The organism is Kaistia adipata DSM 17808 (assembly GCF_000423225.1).
GTDB lineage: Bacteria > Pseudomonadota > Alphaproteobacteria > Rhizobiales > Kaistiaceae > Kaistia > Kaistia adipata.
In genome coordinates this window covers 131255-150104 of record NZ_AUHO01000006.1, presented here as the reverse complement: position 1 = coordinate 150104, position 18850 = coordinate 131255, and the positions used below count along the sequence as shown (strand labels likewise).

General features: G+C 66.9%; 20 protein-coding genes and 1 tRNA gene. 9 read left to right on the top strand and 12 right to left on the bottom strand.

Features of this window, described 5'->3' with window-relative positions; genetic code table 11:
- Positions 1–9: 9 nt before the first annotated feature.
- The 5 genes from G539_RS0100780 to G539_RS0100760 all read left to right on the top strand — a co-directional run bounded on the left by G539_RS0100780 (position 10) and on the right by G539_RS0100760 (position 4268).
- Positions 10–84: transfer RNA gene (locus G539_RS0100780), tRNA-Glu, on the top strand.
- Positions 85–258: 174 nt separating this feature from the next.
- Positions 259–1797 carry a helicase HerA domain-containing protein gene (locus G539_RS0100775; protein ID WP_029073529.1) on the top strand — a complete coding sequence of 513 codons (1539 nt, stop codon included), beginning with the start codon at positions 259–261 and terminating at the stop codon, positions 1795–1797.
- 137 nt (positions 1798–1934) lie between these two features.
- On the top strand, positions 1935–2477 hold the full coding sequence (locus tag G539_RS23145; protein ID WP_051230955.1) for a hypothetical protein: 543 nt from the start codon (positions 1935–1937) through the stop codon (positions 2475–2477).
- A 58-nt stretch (positions 2478–2535) separates the two neighbouring features.
- A complete protein-coding gene (locus G539_RS0100765; RefSeq protein WP_029073527.1) occupies positions 2536–3174 on the top strand; it encodes a L,D-transpeptidase in 639 nt (212 codons plus the stop codon).
- A gap of 62 nt (positions 3175–3236) precedes the next feature.
- Entirely contained in the window at positions 3237–4268 is a 1032-nt protein-coding gene (locus tag G539_RS0100760) for an amino acid ABC transporter substrate-binding protein (RefSeq protein WP_051230953.1), read from the top strand.
- Positions 4269–4338: 70 nt separating this feature from the next.
- Here G539_RS0100760 and G539_RS0100755 read toward each other — a convergent pair whose 3' ends face one another.
- From G539_RS0100755 to G539_RS23135, 6 genes are read right to left on the bottom strand one after another with little or no spacing between them, the layout of a single operon-like run.
- Positions 4339–4893, bottom strand: coding sequence for a 2,4'-dihydroxyacetophenone dioxygenase family protein (locus G539_RS0100755; RefSeq protein WP_029073525.1), 555 nt, complete (start codon positions 4891–4893; stop codon positions 4339–4341).
- Between the two features lie 14 nt (positions 4894–4907).
- Positions 4908–5609 (bottom strand): SDR family NAD(P)-dependent oxidoreductase, encoded by a 702-nt coding sequence (locus tag G539_RS0100750; RefSeq protein ID WP_029073524.1) that lies wholly within the window; start codon positions 5607–5609, stop codon positions 4908–4910.
- Positions 5610–5668: 59 nt separating this feature from the next.
- On the bottom strand, positions 5669–6658 hold the full coding sequence (locus G539_RS0100745) for a sugar ABC transporter substrate-binding protein (RefSeq protein ID WP_029073523.1): 990 nt from the start codon (positions 6656–6658) through the stop codon (positions 5669–5671).
- Between the two features lie 29 nt (positions 6659–6687).
- The gene (locus G539_RS23140) at positions 6688–7722 is read right to left on the bottom strand and encodes an ABC transporter permease (protein ID WP_051230951.1); all 1035 of its coding nucleotides are present in this window, start codon (positions 7720–7722) and stop codon (positions 6688–6690) included.
- A 2-nt stretch (positions 7723–7724) separates the two neighbouring features.
- The gene (locus G539_RS0100735; protein ID WP_029073522.1) at positions 7725–9230 is read right to left on the bottom strand and encodes a sugar ABC transporter ATP-binding protein; all 1506 of its coding nucleotides are present in this window, start codon (positions 9228–9230) and stop codon (positions 7725–7727) included.
- Entirely contained in the window at positions 9227–10189 is a 963-nt protein-coding gene (locus tag G539_RS23135; RefSeq protein ID WP_084639676.1) for an ABC transporter permease, read from the bottom strand. The genes G539_RS0100735 and G539_RS23135 overlap by 4 nt, the downstream gene beginning before the upstream one ends.
- A 128-nt stretch (positions 10190–10317) precedes the next feature.
- On the opposite strand from G539_RS23135, the gene G539_RS0100725 reads away from it, so the two are divergent.
- The 3 genes from G539_RS0100725 (at position 10318) to G539_RS0100715 (ending at position 13411) form a co-directional block, all read left to right on the top strand.
- Positions 10318–11046 (top strand): GntR family transcriptional regulator, encoded by a 729-nt coding sequence (locus G539_RS0100725; protein WP_029073521.1) that lies wholly within the window; start codon positions 10318–10320, stop codon positions 11044–11046.
- 37 nt (positions 11047–11083) lie between these two features.
- Entirely contained in the window at positions 11084–11962 is an 879-nt protein-coding gene (locus G539_RS0100720) for an NAD-dependent epimerase/dehydratase family protein (RefSeq protein ID WP_029073520.1), read from the top strand.
- A 186-nt stretch (positions 11963–12148) separates the two neighbouring features.
- A complete protein-coding gene (locus G539_RS0100715; RefSeq protein WP_029073519.1) occupies positions 12149–13411 on the top strand; it encodes a Glu/Leu/Phe/Val family dehydrogenase in 1263 nt (420 codons plus the stop codon).
- Positions 13412–13508: 97 nt separating this feature from the next.
- On the opposite strand, the gene G539_RS0100710 is transcribed toward G539_RS0100715, so the two are convergent.
- Genes G539_RS0100710 through G539_RS25945 form a run of 3 tightly spaced genes read right to left on the bottom strand, consistent with a single transcriptional unit; the run spans position 13509 to position 15383 of the window.
- Positions 13509–13892: a CrcB family protein gene (locus G539_RS0100710; RefSeq protein WP_029073518.1), complete on the bottom strand. Its 384-nt coding sequence runs from the start codon at positions 13890–13892 to the stop codon at positions 13509–13511.
- Between the two features lie 12 nt (positions 13893–13904).
- Positions 13905–14294, bottom strand: coding sequence for a fluoride efflux transporter FluC (locus G539_RS0100705; protein ID WP_029073517.1), 390 nt, complete (start codon positions 14292–14294; stop codon positions 13905–13907).
- Between the two features lie 21 nt (positions 14295–14315).
- Positions 14316–15383 carry an FUSC family protein gene (locus G539_RS25945; RefSeq protein WP_156911698.1) on the bottom strand — a complete coding sequence of 356 codons (1068 nt, stop codon included), beginning with the start codon at positions 15381–15383 and terminating at the stop codon, positions 14316–14318.
- 211 nt (positions 15384–15594) lie between these two features.
- On the opposite strand from G539_RS25945, the gene G539_RS0100695 reads away from it, so the two are divergent.
- A complete protein-coding gene (locus tag G539_RS0100695; RefSeq protein WP_029073515.1) occupies positions 15595–15858 on the top strand; it encodes a hypothetical protein in 264 nt (87 codons plus the stop codon).
- A gap of 9 nt (positions 15859–15867) precedes the next feature.
- On the opposite strand, the gene G539_RS0100690 is transcribed toward G539_RS0100695, so the two are convergent.
- The 3 genes from G539_RS0100690 to G539_RS0100680 all read right to left on the bottom strand — a co-directional run bounded on the left by G539_RS0100690 (position 15868) and on the right by G539_RS0100680 (position 18840).
- Positions 15868–16872 (bottom strand): LacI family DNA-binding transcriptional regulator, encoded by a 1005-nt coding sequence (locus G539_RS0100690; protein WP_029073514.1) that lies wholly within the window; start codon positions 16870–16872, stop codon positions 15868–15870.
- A 98-nt stretch (positions 16873–16970) separates the two neighbouring features.
- A complete protein-coding gene (locus G539_RS0100685) occupies positions 16971–17759 on the bottom strand; it encodes an SDR family NAD(P)-dependent oxidoreductase (protein WP_029073513.1) in 789 nt (262 codons plus the stop codon).
- A 49-nt stretch (positions 17760–17808) separates the two neighbouring features.
- A complete protein-coding gene (locus tag G539_RS0100680; protein ID WP_029073512.1) occupies positions 17809–18840 on the bottom strand; it encodes an ABC transporter permease in 1032 nt (343 codons plus the stop codon).
- Between the last annotated feature and the right edge of the window lie 10 nt (positions 18841–18850).

Here is an 18850-nt window from a genome sequence, read left to right as displayed (position 1 = left end):
CGCCTCGCCGCGCCCTTCGTCTATCGGTCAGGACGCCACCCTTTCACGGTGGAGAGAGGGGTTCGATTCCCCTAGGGCGCGCCATTCCCCTCTGACCGAACCTGGATCAAATCCCGCAAGCGACCATGCCGTCGCCTGCCCGCCACCGGCGGTGCGCGGATTCGCGCGGCCGATCTCCTGTGGAGTTCGCGAGGGGCATCCCGACGCCCCGGCCGGCCGTGATAGGGTCCAGCCGAGCGCGCAAGGCGATGGAGCACCATGAAGGCAGGAATCGAACTCGGGACCAACTCGACGGGGCAACCGGCCACGCTCGACCTCGAGGAGCTGCTTTCGACGCGCCTTCTCGTGCAGGGCAATTCCGGATCCGGAAAATCGCACCTGCTGCGCCGCCTGCTGGAGCAGAGCGCCGGCATGGTGCAGCAGGCGATCATCGATCCCGAGGGCGATTTCGTCTCCTTCTCGGAGCGCTTCGGCCACACCGTCGTCGACGCCGAGCGCAGCCCGAACGAGCTGCAGCGCATCGCGCTGCGCATCCGCCAGCATCGCGCCTCCGTCGTGCTCAATCTCGAAGGCCTCGACGCCGAAGAGCAGATGCGCTGCGCCGCCGCCTTCCTGAACGGCCTGTTCGATGCCGACCGCAGCGTCTGGTATCCGATGCTGATTACCGTCGACGAGGCGCAGATCTTCGCCCCCGCCGTAGCCGGCGAAGTATCGGACGAAGCCCGCCGTCTCTCGCTCGGCGCGATGACCAATCTGATGTGCCGCGGCCGCAAGCGCGGCCTCGCCGGCATCGTGGCGACACAGCGTCTCGCCAAGCTGGCCAAGAACGTCGCCGCCGAGGCCTCGAACTTCCTGATGGGGCGAACTTTCCTCGACATCGACATGGCGCGCGCCGCCGACCTGCTCGGCATGGACCGCCGCCAGGCGGAGGGATTCCGCGATCTCGAGCCCGGCCAGTTCGTGGCGCTCGGCCCGGCCCTGTCGCGCCGCCCGATTCCGATTCGAATCGGCGCGGTCGATACCGCCGGCCGCAGCGGCCGCCCGGTTCTCATGCCGCTGCCCGACATGGCGCAGGCCGACATGCAGGACCTGATCTTCGAGGGCGGCGAGGACGACCTCCTGCCGATGCCGGCGCCGAGCGTCTCGCGCGCCCGCGGCACGGCCGAGCTCATTCGCCAGATCGAGACCTCCGGCCCGCTCGACACCACGCCCGAAGCCGAGGCCGACACGCGCACCGAGGCGGAGAAGCAGGAACTGCTCGACGCCGTCTATGCCGAGATCATGTCCGACCCCGACACCGCCTTCCGCCCGGCGCCGCTGATCTACCAGGACTTCCTGTTCCACTGCCGGATCAAGAAGCTCGGAACCTTCGGCCAGGACATGCCGAGCTTCCGCAAGCGCCTGGCGCTGGCGCGCGCCGGCGTCGCCTCCGACAGGGGTGACGAAGCCTGGGAGCAGGTCCTCACCGTCGCCGAGAGCCTGCCGGAGGAGATGCAGGGCGTATTCCTGCTGCTGGCCCGCGCGGCACGCGAGGAGGCGCCCTGCCCGACCGACGAGGCGCTGGCCAATGCCTATGGCAGCCGGTCGCCATCGCGCGGCCGCTGGCTTCTGACCTACATGTCCGAGCATGGCCACATCCGCAACGAGGTCGACTTCCGCGGCAGCCGTATCGTGACGATCGCCGGCGTCAACTGGCGCACCCAGCCAGGCGCGCCCAAGGCCGGGCCGATCAAGAAGGTCGATCCGCTCCGCCGCGCACCGATGCTCGCCCAGCAGGCTCGCCAGCCCGCCGAGTAGCGAGCGCCGCCACCTCGCCTAGTTGCAATTTTCGCCGCATCCCCGCCATCATGCTGCGCAGAATCGTGTGCTGCCTGATGGTGAACGCACTGCGGCAACCGGGAGCCTCCCGCCTTTGGCCGCAGAAGGGGGAGAGTATGGAACAAGCCGCAATCGCATCGGAGAGTGCCAGTCCGCCCGGAACGCCCGGCGGCAGGGCTGCCAGGTGGCTGGTCGGCGCCACCGCGCTGCTCGCGATCGCGGGCTGCGCTTCGGTCACCGAACGCGCCGGCCCCTCGGTCCAGCCGGCTCCGACCGTCCATGTCACCACGGATGAACTGATCGGCAATTGGGGCCTCGGCTCGTTCCGCGAGGAAGCCGACCTGCCGCGCACGATCAACGAGGCGCGGCGCTACTGCAGCAATCCCTATGTGATCACGCGCGGTCCGAACAACGGCGTGATGATGTATCTCGCCGATCAGTCGAAGCCCAGCGAGCTGGTGCTGAAGACGGCCGGCGGCCGCGTCTATCTCGGGCCGCCCGGCCCGGCCGGCACGCCCAAGGATCGCCAGATCACGTCCTTCCAGGACGGCGTCATGGTGGCGCCCTGGGTCGATCCGAGCGTGACCGCCCGCTACGGCACCATGGTGTTCGTGCGCTGCGGTCAGCCTGCGGCCGCCCCCGCGGCGTCGACCGGTTGATTGGACGGCCCGGCCAGGCCGGGCCCAATTTCGTCACAGTTCAAATCCTGAGGTTCCCATGCGTGACAAAGCGGTGAAATTGATCCGCCAGATGCTCCGGCGCCCTCTCTCCATCGCGCTGGCCGGCGTCGCCGTCGCGACCCTGGCGCCGCTCGCGCCAGCCGAGGCCGCGCCCCGTGAAACGATGCAGATCAACGAGCAGCCCGGATTCGTGCCGTCGAAGCAGGATTCGATCCTGCCGCCGGAGTTCCGTCCGCAGCCGGTCTATTTCCGCAGCAACGAGAAGCCGGGCACGATCATCATCAACACCGATGAGCGCTTCCTCTATCTCGTCCAGCCCGACAACCGCGCCATCCGCTACGGCGTCGGTGTCGGCCGCGACGGCTTCCAGTGGTCCGGCCTGTTGAAGATCTCGCGCAAGGCGGAATGGCCCGATTGGCGTCCGCCGCCGGAGATGATCCAGCGCCAGCCCTACCTGCCGCGCTTCATGGCGGGCGGCGAAGGCAACCCCATGGGCGCCCGCGCGCTCTATCTCGGTGACACGGTCTACCGCATCCACGGCACCAACCAGCCGCAGACGATCGGCCACGCGCTCTCGTCCGGCTGCTTCCGCATGGTGAACAACGATGTGATCGACCTTTTCGACCGTGTCCCGGTCGGCACCAAGGTCATCGTGCGCCAGCAGGCGAAGCTCTAGCAGGCATTCTCCGGCATCCCCGACCGGGGCTGCCTCAGCGAGCAATCAACGGGAAGGCGACCATGTTTCCTGCGAAGGTAATTTCCGGCCGCGCGGCGGCCCTTGCCCTGGCGGTCACGCTCGGCGGCGTCGCCGCCGCCAATGCGGGCACGCTCGATACGGTGAAGCAGCGCGGCAACCTGATCTGCGGCGTCAGCCAAGGCCTGCTCGGCTTCTCGTCCAAGGACGACGCCGGCAAGTGGAGCGGCTTCGACGTCGACTTCTGCCGCGCCGTCGCGACCGCCGTCTTTGGCGATCCGGAGAAGGTGACCTATGTCCCCCTCTCCGCCGCCGAGCGCTTCGACGCGCTGAAGGACGGCAAGGTCGATCTCCTGTCGCGCAACTCGACCTGGACGATGTCCCGCGAGACGGATCTCCCGCTCGCCTTCGCCGGCGTCACCTATTACGACGGCCAGGGCTTCATGGTGAAGCGCGACAGCGGCAAGGTCTCGGCCCTCGAGCTGGATGGAGCGACCGTCTGCGTCCAGAGCGGCACCACCAGCGAGCAGAACTTCGTCGACTATTTCGACACCAACACGATGAAGTTCACCAAGGTTGCTGCCGACAGCCCCGAGCAGTCGCTGGAGAACTACAAGTCCGGCAAGTGCAACGTCATCACCACCGACGTATCGCAGCTCTATTCGGAACGCGCGACGCTGGCGGATGCCGGCGATCACCTCATCCTGCCGGACGTGATCTCGAAGGAGCCGCTCGGCCCGGTGGTGCGCCAGGACGACGCCAAGTGGCGCGCGCTCGTCACCTGGGTGCACAACGCCATGCTGAACGCCGAGGAGCTGGGCGTCTCGTCCGAGCGCGTCGACGAGGCCAAGGCGTCGAAGAAGCCCGACGTCATGCGGCTCGTCGGCACGGATGGCGGCTTCGGCGAGAAGCTCGGACTCAACAACGACTGGGCGATCAACATCGTCAAGACGGTCGGCAATTACGGCGAGAGCTACGAGCGCAATCTCGGCGTCGGCTCCAAGCTCGGCATCCCGCGCGGCATGAACCAGCTCTGGTCGCTCGGCGGAATCCAGTACGCCCCGCCGATCCGCTAGGCGCGGCACCCGAAACAGAAAAGGGCCGGCATCCTCGGATGCCGGCCCTTTCATTTGAACGCGACCGCGATCAGCGGATGAACTGGTCGATATAGCCCTCGCCGAGGCCGATATCGGTGTAGTGCTTGCGGCAGAGGTCGATCTTGGTGAAGACGTCCTCATAGCCCTGCACGGCGCCGTCGGGATCGACATAGATCATCGCGCCGTTGACCTGGAACAGGGTGATCATCTCGGTCACGTGCGGCTCGACGACGAGCGTGTGGGTCTCGCCGGGCGCCTCGTAGACATAGGAGCCCTCCTCCGCCGTCCAGTCGTGCTCGAGATAGTGCCAGCTGCCCTTGAGCACCCAGCCATGCACCGGCTGCGGATGGCGATGGCGCGACAGCACGCCCGACTTCCGAACGCGGAGCAGGTTCATCCAGTAGCCACGGCTCGCCGACAGGCAGAGCGGACGAAACCAGACATTCTCCTGCTGCGGCACCCAGAGGCGCTCATCCGTTGGGATGGCGTTGGGAATCACGATCTCTGGAAAGGATTCCTTCGGCTGCGGGTGCCGGTAGGGAACACGCTTCGCGTCGGCATCGGTCTCGAGGCTGGTGCGGTTGGCCGTGGTGTTTTCGCTCATCGTATCTCTCTCTTTCAAACCGATGCGTAGCCGCCGTCGACCGGCACGACCGTGCCGGTCATGAAGCGGGCTGCGTCCGAGCACAGGAAGGCGACGACGTCGCCGATGTCGCGCGGGTCGCCCCAGCGCTTCATGGGGGTGCGACCGAGGATACCGGCCGAACGAACCGGATCCTCGACGATGCCGCGGGTCACTTCGGTCGCCACCCAGCCGGGCGCGACCGCGTTGACGCGGATGCCTTCCTCAGCCCAGGCGACGCCGAGCGCCTTGGTCAGTTGAGCCACGCCGCCCTTCGAGGCGGTATAGGCCGGAACCAGCGGGCCACCGAAAATCGAAAGCATCGAGGCCGTGTTGACGATCGCGCCGCCCTGCTTCGCCAGCAGCGGCCGGGCGCCGACGCACATCCGCATCGTGCCGGTCAGGTTGACGTCGATGACCTTCTGGAACACGTCGATGTCGTATTCCCGCCCCCGAAAGAGCACGCCGGCGCAGTTGACGAGCGCATCCAGTTTCTCGAAGCCCGACAGGACCGCGTCGACCGAGGCCTGATCCGTGACGTCGAGCACGACGGCGGCGAGATGATCGCGCGCCGGTACGGCGGCCGCCTCGGCCTCGCTCAGCCCGGTGACGGTGACGGCATAGCCGGCGGCGAGCAGTGCCTCGGCGACGCCGAAGCCGATGCCCCTCGCACCGCCCGTGACAAGTGCCTGTTTCAAGATGCGATAGCCTCCTCATGAGCACCGGCCGCGCGGGCGCGGCCGGTGCGGATCGTGGATCAGTTCGCGGGACGCGACCAGAGATTCTCCAGCGTCCCGATATTTTCCTGCGTGGCGAGGCGGCCCTTGGCGAGGCAGACGCCGTCCGGGCAGTTCGCGTCCTCGCCCTTGGCGAGCTCGATCGCGACGCGGATCGCCTCCTGCGCATGGGCGTAGGCGTCATAGGTCGTGCCGACGTCGATGAAGCCGCCCTGCATCGCCGTCACTGCCTCGGGGAACACGTCCTGCGTGGCGATCCAGACATGCTTGGCGTCGCCGCGCGGCGCCCAGCGATCCGCACCCTCGAGCGCCGACTGCACCGCCGACAGTGCGAAATCGCTGGCGAGGAACATGCAGTTCGCGTCCGGATTGGCCCGCAGCGCATTCACCGTGCCCGAGCGGAACAGGTCCGGGTTCCACTCGGTCGGCACCGAGACGAGCGTCGTGACGACGCCGGAATTGTCGGTGACCTCATGCCAGGCCTTCGAGCGGTTCATGGCGTTGACGTCGGTCAGCGAGCCCTGAAGCTCGATGCACTTGCCGGTGACGCCCCTATCCTTCAGCAGCGCGACGAAAGCTTCCGCCGTGGTCTTGCCCTGGTCGAAGCTGTCGCCGCCGACATGCACAGTCGGCTTGGTAGTCGAGGATTCCCGGTCGAAGGTCATAAACGGGATGCCGGCCTCCTTGGCGGCGCGGATCGAGGCGCCGATCGCCGCTGCGTCCTCGGCACGCGCGATGATCAGGTCGACGCCCTGGTTGATCAGGTCCTCGATGTTGGCCGCCTGGCGCGTCGGATCGGCGTCGGCGACGTTGATTACCCACTTGAAGTTGACGTCGGCGGCGGCGCCCTGCTTGGCGCCTTCCGACTGCAGGTATTCCTGCCACTTCACCGGCAGCTGGTTGTCCATGGCGTTCCAGGACAGACCGACGGTGAAATCCTTGGCATGCGCCGGCAGCGTCGCCGCGATCATGCATCCGGCCGCGAACAGGGCCTTGTTCAACACGCGCATTTCTAGCCTCCCTTGTTGCGCCCGCCCATTCATGGACGGGACGTCGTCTCTGCGATGGTTCCCGTGGAGCGTCCGGGTTCGTCCCGGACCGCAAGCTTCTTGCGCCGAGACCGGATCCGGCCCGACTTCATGGCGTCGACATACATGGCGACGAAGATGATCGCGCCCGTGACCAGCCTGTAGGCGTAGGGGTTGGCGCTCATCTGGTTGAGGCCGTTGGCGATCATCTCGAAGGTCAGCGCGCCGAGGACGACGCCGGGCAGGATGGTGCCGCGCCCGCCGAACAGGCTGATGCCGCCGACGACCACCACGGCAACGGCCGTGAACTCCATGCCGCGGCCGAGATAGGCGCTGATCGAGCCGACCTGGATCAGCGACATGATCCCGCCGATCGAGGCGAAGAGGCCGGAAAGGACGAAGGCGACAAAGACGCGCCGTCCGACCGGAATGCCGATCTTGGCGGCGACCTCCTCGCCATTGCCGATCGCGTTAAGCTGGCGACCGAAGACGGTGCGGCGGTGCAGCTGGTCGGCGGCAATCACCACCACCGCCGCGACGAGAATGTCGACGAAGATCGGGCCGATCGACAGATTGCCGAGCGAGCGCACCGATTCCGGCAGCGGGATCAGTACGGCGTTGGTCAATTGCAGCGCGACGCCGCGCAGCGCGATCATCGTGCCGAGCGTCGCGATCAGCGGATTGATGCCGAGCCCGACGACGATGAAGCCGTTCAGCGCGCCGAGCGCCGCACCGGCGGCGAGCGTCACCGCGAAGGCCACGACCGGAGGCACGCCGTGATTGTTCATCAGCAGCACGGCGAAGGTCGACGACAGGAACGCCACCGAGCCAATCGAGATGTCGAGCTTGCCAGCGAGCACCACGAGAGCCATGCCGCAGGACATGACGACGACGGGCGCCATCGCGTGCAGCATGGCGATGAAATTGCCGAAGGTGGCGAAATGATCCGTCGCCAGCGTGAACACGGCGAAGATCGCCACGAGCACGATGAGGAAGCCGTGCCGCCGCGCCAACTGGCCGAAGCTCGTGGACTGGTTGTCACGCATGGTCAGGCTCCCGTTCCAGGACCGGACAGGGCCTGCATCAGCGTTTCCTTGTCGGCGGTTCCCGGCAGCTCGCCGACGATCCGGCCGCGCTGCACGATCAGGTAGCGGTCGCAGAGGCTCATCATTTCCTCGAGTTCGGACGAGGCGAGCAGAACCGACGCGCCGCCCTCGGCGAGCGCCGCCGTCAGCTTCAGGATTTCGCCCTTGGCGCCGACGTCGAGGCCGCGCGTCGGCTCGTCGAGGAAGAACAGGCGCGGCGCCGTGCCGAGCCAGCGGGCGAACACCACCTTCTGCTGGTTGCCGCCGGAGAGCGTGCGCACCGGCTGGCTGATCGCGTGCAGCTTGATCTTGAGGCGCTCGGCGAACGCCTCGCCGAAGCGGCGCTCGCGCTTGCGGTCGATCAGGCCGAGAGGGCCCAGAACCTTGTCGAAATTGGCGAACGAGATGTTGCTCGCGACGGGAAGCGGCAGCAGCAGGCCCTCGCCGCGCCGGTCCTCCGTGACGAAGCCGACTTCGGCATGCAGGTCGCCGGGCGCCACCGGCTGGAGCCGGCCGTCCTTGCGCAGCCGGATCGCCCCCTCGTCCAGCCCGTCGAGACCGACGAGCGCCCGCAGGATTTCCGTTCGGCCGGAGCCGAGCAGCCCCCAGAGGCCGACGATCTCGCCGGGATGGAGCCTGAACGAGACGCCATCGAGCGCGCCCTGGCGCGAGATGCGGTCGACCTCGAGGACCGGCTCGCCCTCCGGCGCGCGCGGCGGCCGCAGACGCTCCTCCAGCTTCACATCGCCCAGCATGTGGGTGACGATGTCGTGCGGCCGATAGTCGGCGAGCGGTCCGCTCGTCACTGTCTGGCCATTGCGCATGACCGTGACGCGCTCGCAGGTCTCGAAGATCTCGTCGAGGAAATGCGTGATGTAGACAACAGCCGTGCCGGCCGCCTTGAGCCGGCCGATCACCTCGAAAAGCCGCCGCTTCTCGCGCTCGGAGAGCGAGGATGTCGGCTCGTCGAAGATCAGGATGCGCGGATCGGAAGCAAGCGCACGCGCCACTTCGACCATCTGGCGGTCGCCCATGCCGAGCGTCTCGACGGTGTCATCCGGCGAGAAGCGGCAGCCGAGCCGCTCCAGGATGGCGGCGACGCGCTCGCGCATCCGCTTCCGCGAGACGAAGCCGCCCTGGGTCGGCAACTCGTCGATCAGAACGTTCTCCGCCACCGTCATCGACGGCAGCATGTTCAGCTCCTGGTGCACGAAGCTGATGCCGTGCCGGCGCGCGTCGCGCGGGCTGGCGATCTCGATCGCCGTGCCGCCGAGGCGGATCTGGCCCTCGGAACGCTGCAGGATGCCGCCGAGAATGTTCATCAAGGTCGACTTGCCGGCGCCGTTCGCGCCCATCAGCGCATGCGCCTCGCCGGCCCGGAGCGTCAGGCTGGCGCCCGCCAGCGCGACCGCGCTGCCGAAGCGCTTGTGGATGTCGACCAATTCGAGAACGGGCTTGTCCATGCTCATCGTGCACGCCCCGCGGTGATCCGGTCGAGGCAGATGAAGGCGACGATCGCCACGCCCTTGACGACGAGGTTCATGAAATAGGAGACGCCGAGCTGGTTCAGGCTGTTGCCGATCAGGATGATGAACAGCGCGCCAAGTACGGCGCCGATCGGCCGGCCGGAGCCGCCATAGATCGAAATGCCGCCGACGACGCAGGCGCTGACGATATCGAGCACGACGCCGTCATTGCCAAGATTGGCGGAAGCCGAGCCAAGACGCGCCGTCAGCATGGCGGCGGCGAGGCCGGCGAGCAGGCCGGAGATCACATAGGTGAGCAGCAGCACGCGCTCGAGCGGCACCCGCGCCACCCGGGCCGCCTTCGGGTTGAGCCCGACCGCGTAGAGCCAGCGCCCGAACACGGTCGACGACATCACCATCGAGGCGATGACCGCGACGACGAGCAGGATGATGACCGAGACCGGAATACCGCCAGGCCGCGCCAGCATGATGTCGAAGAAGATCTCCGGAAAATCCGAAATGCTCTGCGAATTGGTGATCCAGACCGTGGCGCCGCCGACGACGGTCATGGTGGCGAGCGTGACGACGAAGGGCGTCATGCCGAAGATCGCCACGGCGACGCCGTTGAAGAGGCCAATCCCCGCCCCTGTCAGCAGCATCACGGCGATTCCGACGGGAACGCCCCAGCGCATGGCGAGCGCACCGATCACGGCAGAGAACGCCATGTTGGCCGGGATCGACAGGTCGATGCCGCCGCCGATCATGACGATGCACATGCCGATCGCCATCACGCCGAGCGACGACGTCTGCACGAGGATGTTGATCAGATTGTTGGGACGGAAGAAGTTGGGTGCCTGCCACTGCATGACGGCGAGCAGCGCGAGCGCCACCACCAGCGGTACCAGCACCACCACGGCCTTGCGCAGCAAGGCGCCCCGATCCTCAGCCGTAAGGGCCAGCATGCATGTCCTCCCGCCCTTCCTCCACTTGCCTGGCCCCGCTGGCGAACGGCGACGACCATGTTTGTTGATCGGTAAAATTTCACATGTTACATGTCAAGAGATGTTCCAAACAGTGATGCAGGCTCCACGTGTCCAGGGATAGATCCAGCTCTCCGCGCGGCGCGTCGGCTTCTGCCGGCTTCGAGCCGCTAAAGCATTCCGACCTGGCCGAGCAGACCTACGAGGCCATTCGCAAGCGCATCCTGCGGCGCGAGCTCGAGACGGGGCAGCAGATTCCAATCGATACGGTCGCGGCCGAGCTCGGCGTCAGCCGCACGCCGGTGATCGACGCGATGAAGCGGCTCGCCAGCGAGGGCTTGGTCGAGATCCGGGCGCGACGCGGCTGCTTCGTGCGCGAACTAACGATGGCCGACATGCGCGAGATCTTCGAGATCCGCGAGGCGACGGAGCTCTACAGCATCCGCCAGGCGATCCGCGAGGGCCGCAACGGCGCGCTCGCCGACACGCTCGAACACGCCTATGCCGAGATGGAGCGCTGCACATCGGGCGACGTCTACACGGACTACGACAATTTCGTGGAGTGGGACCGCGCCTTCCACCTCGCCATCGTCGGCGCGGGCGGCAATCAGCGCCTGCTCGAGCTCTACCGCAACCTGCACGTCCACCTGCACATCATGCGAGTGCACTATTTCCGCGAGCTGGAAGCGGCGCTGCAGGTCAATTCCGATCATCGCGCCATCATCGACGCCATCCGGCAGGGCGATCTCGCCGCCGCCGAGAAGGCGGTCACGGCGCATATCTTCGTCATTCGCGACCGCATCGCCTCCAATCTCGCGCGCGATGGCGGACGGATGTAGCGCCTCTCCCCATTCTCCAGAAAATCGGACAGTTCCCATGCGCATTGCCATCACCGGCGGCAACGGAAACCTCGCCCGCAAGCTGATCGCCGGCCTCGGCGCCGAGCCCTGGTGCGACGCGCTCGTGGCGCTGGACCGCCGCTTCGAACCGATCCCGGCGCCTGGGCATGCGAGCCTCGCCTGCGTCGAGGCAGACCTGCGTCAGGCGGACGATCGCCGCTGGCTGGACGCAATCGGATCGGTCGACGCGGTCATCCACCTCGCGGCGCAGAACCCCTACCCCGAGGCGGACTGGACCGACTCGGCCGCCTCCTTCGACATGACCGCCCTGCTCTTCCGGGCCGCGGCGCAGTCGGGCGTTCGCCGCTTCGTCTTCGCCACCTCGAACCACGTCATGGGCGGCTACAAGGACACGGATATCGCGACGACGCCGGGCTCGCTCAACGAGTCCCTGCCGCCGCTGCCCGGCACGCGCTGGCGCAACGATTCCGGCAGCAACGACAGCACGCCCTACGCGGTCGCCAAGCTGATGGGCGAGCGGCTCTGCTGCAGCCTCGCGACCCGGGACGGCATGACCGCGGTCAGCCTGCGCATCGGCTGGTGCCAGCCGGGCGAGAACCACCCGTCGAGCATCTCCGCCTCCGGCACGCCCAACAGTCGCCTCGACACGCTCGACGCGGCGGCGCGGCACGACCTGGCCTGGTTCCGCGGCATGTGGCTGTCGAACCGCGACCTTCTCGGGGTCGTCGAAGCGGCGCTGCGCGCCGCCGCGACCACCTGGCCGTCTCCCGGAATCGTGGTCAACGCCGTTTCAGGCAATCGCGGCAGCGCCTGGGACCTGTCCCGCGCCCGCGACCTCATCGGATTCGTTCCGCGCGACGACATGGCACAAGAATTGGGCTTGGAACTGCCCTAGCGGCCTCAAACGCACATCATGCGAACACAATGACCGCACATTGGGCAGAATATTGAACATTTCCTTGGCAATCATGCCAAAAATTTCGTCAGCATTGTTGCCCTATTCCAAAGGAGGCGTATAAACCGGCTACCAACCCGTCCCGGGGGCAAAATCATGAAACCAACATACCGGAGTGAAGCAAGGATGTCCGACGTCACCATGCTCGACCAGGCCCTGACGCGCCTCGACGAGGCTGCAGCGCATCTGCACATGGATGGCGACGTCCTCGAGAAACTCAAATACCCCCGAGAGACCACCAAGGTGCGGCTGATGATCCGCATGGACGACGGCTCGCGGAAGTCCTTCATGGCCTGGCGCTGCCGCTACGACGACACGCGCGGCCCGACCAAGGGCGGTATCCGTTTCCATCCGGATTCGACCATCGAGGAAGTCGAGACCCTCGCCTTCTGGATGACGATGAAGTGCGCCGTGATGAACCTGCCCTATGGCGGCGGCAAGGGCGCGGTCCGCGTCGACCCGCATGCGCTGTCGAAGGCAGAGCTGGAGCGCCTGTCGCGCGCCTACATGCAGGCCTTCTCGAAGATCGTCGGCCCGGATCGCGACATCCCGGCGCCTGACGTCTACACCAATTCGATGATCATGGGCTGGATGGCCGACGAGTACTCGTCGATCGTCGGTGAATCGACCCCGGCCGTGATCACCGGCAAGCCGATCGCGCTCGGCGGCTCGCTCGGCCGCGACGACGCCACGGCGCGCGGCGGCTACTACCTGGTCAAGAACCTCGCCGCCGAGCTCGGCCTGACGCCGGGCGCGCGCGTCGCGATCCAGGGCTTCGGCAATGCCGGCCAGCACATCGCCAGCCTGCTCGGCGCCGACGGCTACAAGATCGTCGCCGTCTCCGACTCGAAGGGCGCGATCCACTGCGACGCCGGCCTCGACGTCGCCAAACTGCTCGCCTCGAAGAAGATCGGCTCGGTCGTCGGCCTCGCCGGCAGCGACGGCATCAAGGCGATCGACGCCAGCGCGATCACCGCGGTCGATTGCGAGATCCTGGTTCCGGCCGCCCTCGAGGACCTGATCCACAAGAACAACGCCGCCGACATCAAGGCGCGCGTCGTGCTTGAGCTCGCCAACGGCCCGATCACCCCCGAGGCCGACGCCATCCTCGAGAAGAAGGGCGTCACCGTCCTTCCGGACATCCTGGCCAATGCCGGCGGCGTCACGGTCTCCTACTTCGAGTGGGTGCAGAACCGCCAGGGCTACTACTGGTCGGCCGAGGAGGTGCGCTCGCGCCTGCAGGACACGATGGACCGCGAAGGCCGCGCGATCTGGTCGATCGCCAAGGAGCGTGGCATCACGGTCCGCAGCGCCGCCTATGTGCACGCCCTGTCGCGTCTCGCCGGCGCGATCGAGGCACACGGCACGCAGAAGTATTTCGCGAACTGACGCACAGGCGGCCAACCGCCTATCGATCCGAGACAAGAAAGGCGGCGGCGCGAAAGCGCCGCCGCCTTTTGCATGTCTGGACGCCGGTCGATGGATCTCAGGCGGTGCCGCGCGCGCCCAGCTTCAGGCCGGCGAAGACGGCGCAGTAGCCCAAAACCAGGCTGATCAGCACATAGAGGATGGCGACGGCCGCGCCGGCCGGCGCTCCGTTCATCAGCACCCAGGCGCCATAGGCGAAGCTCGAGAAAGTCGAGAGGCCGCCCATGATGCCGGTTCCGACCATCGTGTTGACGTCGTCGCTGACGGCCCGGCGATTGTGTAGCCCCGTGACCAGTCCCAGCAGGAACGACGCCACGACGTTCGCGACCAGGATCGGCATCGGAAACCCGTCCGCGAGATTCGGAACGCTGAGCATGAGGAATTCGCGGGCCATGGCGCCAATCGCGCCGCCGACGAAAACGAGGATGACGAGGTTGATCATGTCGTTGTCCTCTTAGTGCTGCAGATAGGCGAGGCCGGCGCCGAGCGCGGCCGCGATCAGGCCGGCCACGGTGGATGCCAGCAGATAGCCTGCGGCCAGGCCGGGACGATTGGCGCCGGCGAGCTTCGCGGCGTCGAGCTGCATGCTGCTGAAGGTCGTGTAGCCGCCGAGGATGCCGGTCAGGACACCGGCGTTCAGCACGGTCCCATAGCGATCCCGCCAATCCACCCCGAAGAGGATGGACAGATAGCCGATGACGAACGCGCCGGTGATGTTGATCAGGAACGTCCCCAGCGGAAACGAGCCGTGGTAGCGCTCGCCGACGACGCGCCCGATCCACCAGCGCAGCAACGACCCCGCGCCCCCCCCGAGGCCCACCCACATGACATCCAATGGCTGCATCCCACCTCTCCCGTGTTCAGGCTAGAAACGGCGCGTCGCGCCAACGTCCGTATCCGCCATGTCGGATACGCAGTCGGCGAGACGCGCGATTGAATGCTGGAGTTGCTCCAGCGCGAAGGACAGATTGTTCAGATAGGCGATCACCGACGCATCCAGCGTCACGCCACGGGCCTCGACGCCCTGCGCGGCGGCGGCGAACGCATTGAAGGCCTGTTCGAGCGCGCCTCCCGCGGGCGGAGCCTCGCGCGCGGTCAGGCTGGCGCCCAAGCCGAGCAGGGCCGCGCGCACCGCGTCGCGCATGTCGGCGACCGGCTGCGCCAGCGCATCGGCGATGACAGGCGGCGGCGTCAGGCGCGCAAGACGAAAGACAAGCGTCGACGAAGTCCGCAGGCCGCGCAGATCATGCCGCAGCCGCTCCGGATCGACGCCGCCATGCGAAATATGGCTCGCCCGCTCCTCCGCGATTTCCTGCGTCAGCGAGCTGAACGAGCGGAAGTTCTCGTCGAGCGTCGCATTCACCGCGGCGATATCGGCATCCCGGCCATCGTCCTTGCCGCTGTAGCTGAATCCGAACAATGTCGCGAGGCCGGACAGGATCTCCGCCGCCTGGGTGCGCATCCAGGTGTCGGAACGCACCGGCGCGACCGTCAGGGAGACGAGCACGCCGATGCCGCAGCCGATCAGGATCTCGATCATGCGATGCGCCGCCGAGATCGTGACATCCACATGCGACGGCGCGCTGACCAGCAGGATAGCCGCCGTGACCGGCGCGACGCGCAGGCTGGGATAGCGGGCCGCCATCATGCCGAGCACGCCGACAGCGACGACCAGCCCGGCCAGCGAGCCCAGGGGGGTCGAGGGCGTCACCATGGCAACGGCGAAGCCGACCACGCCACCCGCCAGCGTCCCCGCGACGCGGCTCGCCGCGGCCTGCAACGAGGCGCCGATCCGGTTCTGGATGATGATGACAGCCGAGATGACGGCCCAGTAGCCCTGCGGCAGGGCCAGCGCCTCGGCGACGATCATGGTCAGGCCGCCGGCCGCGGCGGTTCGCAGTCCGGAAAGCCAGATCGCACGGTCGACGTGCATGAGCTTCGAGATGTCCACCCCACCCCCGGCGAATCGCCAATCGGATCATTACCAAGGCAACCACACCATTAAGTTGCTCGAAGTTCCAGATCGCGCGGGCCCCTTGCACCCAGATGCACGCGATGCGACTGGCCGACGAGCCACGGCGTGCTATTCTTCCCTTTGCGTAAGACGCGCGATCCGCGAGGCCGGAAGCCGAGGAACCAGATCCATGAAGATCATAGCGCTGTCGGCACTCGCCGTCGTGATGGTTCCCCTTTCGGCCAGCGCCACCATGCTGGAGCGCCAGGCAGGCCGCGCCATCCGCAACGCCGGCCATTGGTGCGACCGCGTCAGCCACATGGCCGTCAACACCAAGGTCTCGACGCCCGAGCGCCGGGTCGTCCGCGTCACCTGCGACGACGGCACCCGCTATGTCCAGTATGACATCGTGCTTGGGGCGGACGACAAGATCACGTCGATCGTCAAGCAGTGAGGGCGGCGCTCAGGCCGTCGCGCCCTCGATGATCTCGTAGCCGGTATCGCGGATGGTGGGGCTTCCGGGATGGGAAGGCGGTTCCAGGATCATCTCCGCCGCCAGCTTGCCGATCAGGAAGCGGTGCGACCGGATGGTCGACAGCGGCTGCGGCAGCGCCTGGCCGATGTCGAGGCCGTTGAAGCCGAACAGGGCCAGGTCCTCGCGCGGCCGGATCCCCGCCGCGAAGCAGTGAAAAATGCCGCCCACCGCCATGTCGTCGTTGGAGAACACGACCGCGTCGAGATCCGGATGCTCGCGCAGCAGCCGCTCCAGCAGCTCGCGCCCCGCAAGGGTCGAGCTTGGCCCATCCGAGAAGACTTCGCCGACCAGCGACAGCCCGAACTCGATCAGGCCCTGCCGGAAGCCCTCATGGCGCCGGGCCGCGCGCAGATCGCGCTGCCGGCCATGGCCGACATAGCCGAACCGGCGATAGCCGCGCTGATAAAGATGCCGCGCCGTGTCGACGCCGGCCTGCCGGTGCGACATGCCGATGGCGATGTCGAGCGGCGGCGAGTCGATGTCCATGACCTCGGCGATCCGCACGCCGGACCGCTTGAGCATTTCGACGGTGTAGTCGGTGTGGTGCAGCCCCGACAGAATCATCGCCGCCGGCTGCCAGGAAAGCAGCGACGCGACGAGCCGCTCCTCCGCGTCGAGGTCATAGTCGGTAACGCCGATGACGGGCTGGTAGCCGGAGGTCGCGAGCGACTCGTGGATGCCCCGGAGCACGTCCGGAAACACCACATTGGACAGCGAAGGCAGCACCACGCCGATCAGGTTTGACCCGGAGGAAGCCAGCGTGCCGGCGATCCGATTCGGCACGTAGCCCATCTCCCGGACAACGGCGAGCACGCGCTCGCGCGTCTTTTCGGCCACCGACGCCTTGTTGCGCAGGACGCGTGAAACGGTGATCTCGCTGACTTGGGCACGGCTGGCGACATCCGCCAGCGTGTAGGTGCTCTTCACGATCATGAATGCGACGCTTCCAGCCTTGAACCCGCCCGTCGATTGCGGACCCGGCTCAATAGCATGGATCGCCGCGTCCGCATGTCCCGCGATCGGCGCCGCGCTCAGGTCCAGCCGCCATCGGCGACATAGCTCTGATTGGTGCAGGCGCCGGATTCATCGGAAGCGAAGAACAGGATCACCCGCGCGATGTCGGCCGGATAGATCTTCCGCTTCAGGCATTGCCGCGCATAGATCGCCTGTTCCACCTCGGGCGTCACCCAGAGATCGAGCTGGCGCTGCGTCATGATCCAGCCCGGCATCACGCAATTGACCCGGATGCCGTGCACGCCGAGTTCGCGCGCCAGGCCGCGCGTCAGGCCGATGACGCCGGATTTCGCGGCGAGATAGGGCGTCAGCCCCTCCACGCCGGCGACATAGGCGAAGGAACCGACATTGACGATCGAGCCGCCGCCCTTGGCCACCATGTCCTTGTAGACGGCCTGGGCGCAGAAGAACTGGTGCTTCAGGTTCACGGCCTGGCGCGAGTCCCAGAATTCCGGGGTGATCTCGTCGATCGTCGCGCGCTGGTCATGCGCGGCGTTGTTGATCAGCATCTCGACCGGGCCGAGCGCCTCCCGGATCCGCTCGATCGCGGCGCGCGTCGCGTCGATGTCGGTCAGGTCCGCCCGCTCGAAACGGACCACGCGCCCCTCGGCCTCGAGTTCTGCGACCAGCGCCTTGGAGGGCTCCTCGATGATGTCGATGAAGCCGACCTTCGAGCCCTGGCGCGCGAACTGGCGGACGATTTCCTCGCCGATCCCGCTGCCGCCGCCGGTGACCAGCACCGTGCTGCCGGCAAGGCTCGGATAGAGGGCGCCGTGGCGCGGCTGATGGGTTGCTTCCGTCGTCACGCTTGCAGCCTTTTCATGAGGTCCGTGTTGGGTGCCGATGCCTGTCGGATCATGCACCCTCCGCCCGCTCGACCGTGCGGATGTTCTGCACGTAGACGTTGACGATCAGGGCGGCGAGCAGGATCAGGCCACGGATCAGGATCTTCAGGAAACTGTCGATCTGGATGTGATCGAGGCCGTTATTGAGCACGCCCAGCACGCAGAGGCCGACGATGGTGTTGCCGATGCCGCCGCGGCCGCCGAACAGGCTGGTGCCGCCGACGACGACCGCCGCGATCGCGTCGAGCAGGTAGCCATCGAACTCGTTCTGCTGGGCGCTGCCGAAATGGGCGACGCCGAGCATGCCGGCGATGCCGGAGCAGACCGCGCAGATGACGAGCGCGGCGCCGAGCACCAGCTTGACGTTGACGCCGGAATATTCGGCCGCCTCGCGATTGCCGCCGACCATGTAGATGTAGCGGCCGAAGCGCGTGTAGCTCAGCGTCAGGTGGCCGACGATCAGGAAGGCGATCAGCACCAGCGCGATGGCGGGGAAGCCGAAGACCCGGCCGGAGCCGAGCGTCATCACGAGGTCCGGCACATTGTAAGCGATCTGGCCGCGCACCAGCAGCGCGCAGATGCCGGCGCCGATCTGCATCATGGCGAGCGTCATGATGAAGGACGGAATGCCGATGACGGTCGTACCGACGGCGTTGACCAGGCCGAGCGCGACGCAGGCTGCGAGCGCGAAGACGATCGCCAGCCAGCCGGGCAGCGGCACGTTGGCGATGTTCACATAGGCTTCCTGCAGGGTGAAGAACGCGACGACGATGCCGGTGGCATTGGCGATCGAGGCGACGGAGAGATCGATCTCGCCGCAGAGGATGACGAAGGTCAGGCCAACGGCCATGATGCCGGTCACCGAGATCTGCGTCAGGATGTTGGACGCATTGTCGATCGTCGCGAAGGACGGGCTGGCGATGCTGAAGAAGATCATCAGCAGGATCAGGGTCGCGAAAGGCGCGATGTTGCGCATCTGGTTGCGCAGGAAGTTGCCGGACCGCGACGCCCCGTGGGCCGAACTGCTTTGCTGAACCGTCATGTCAAATCCT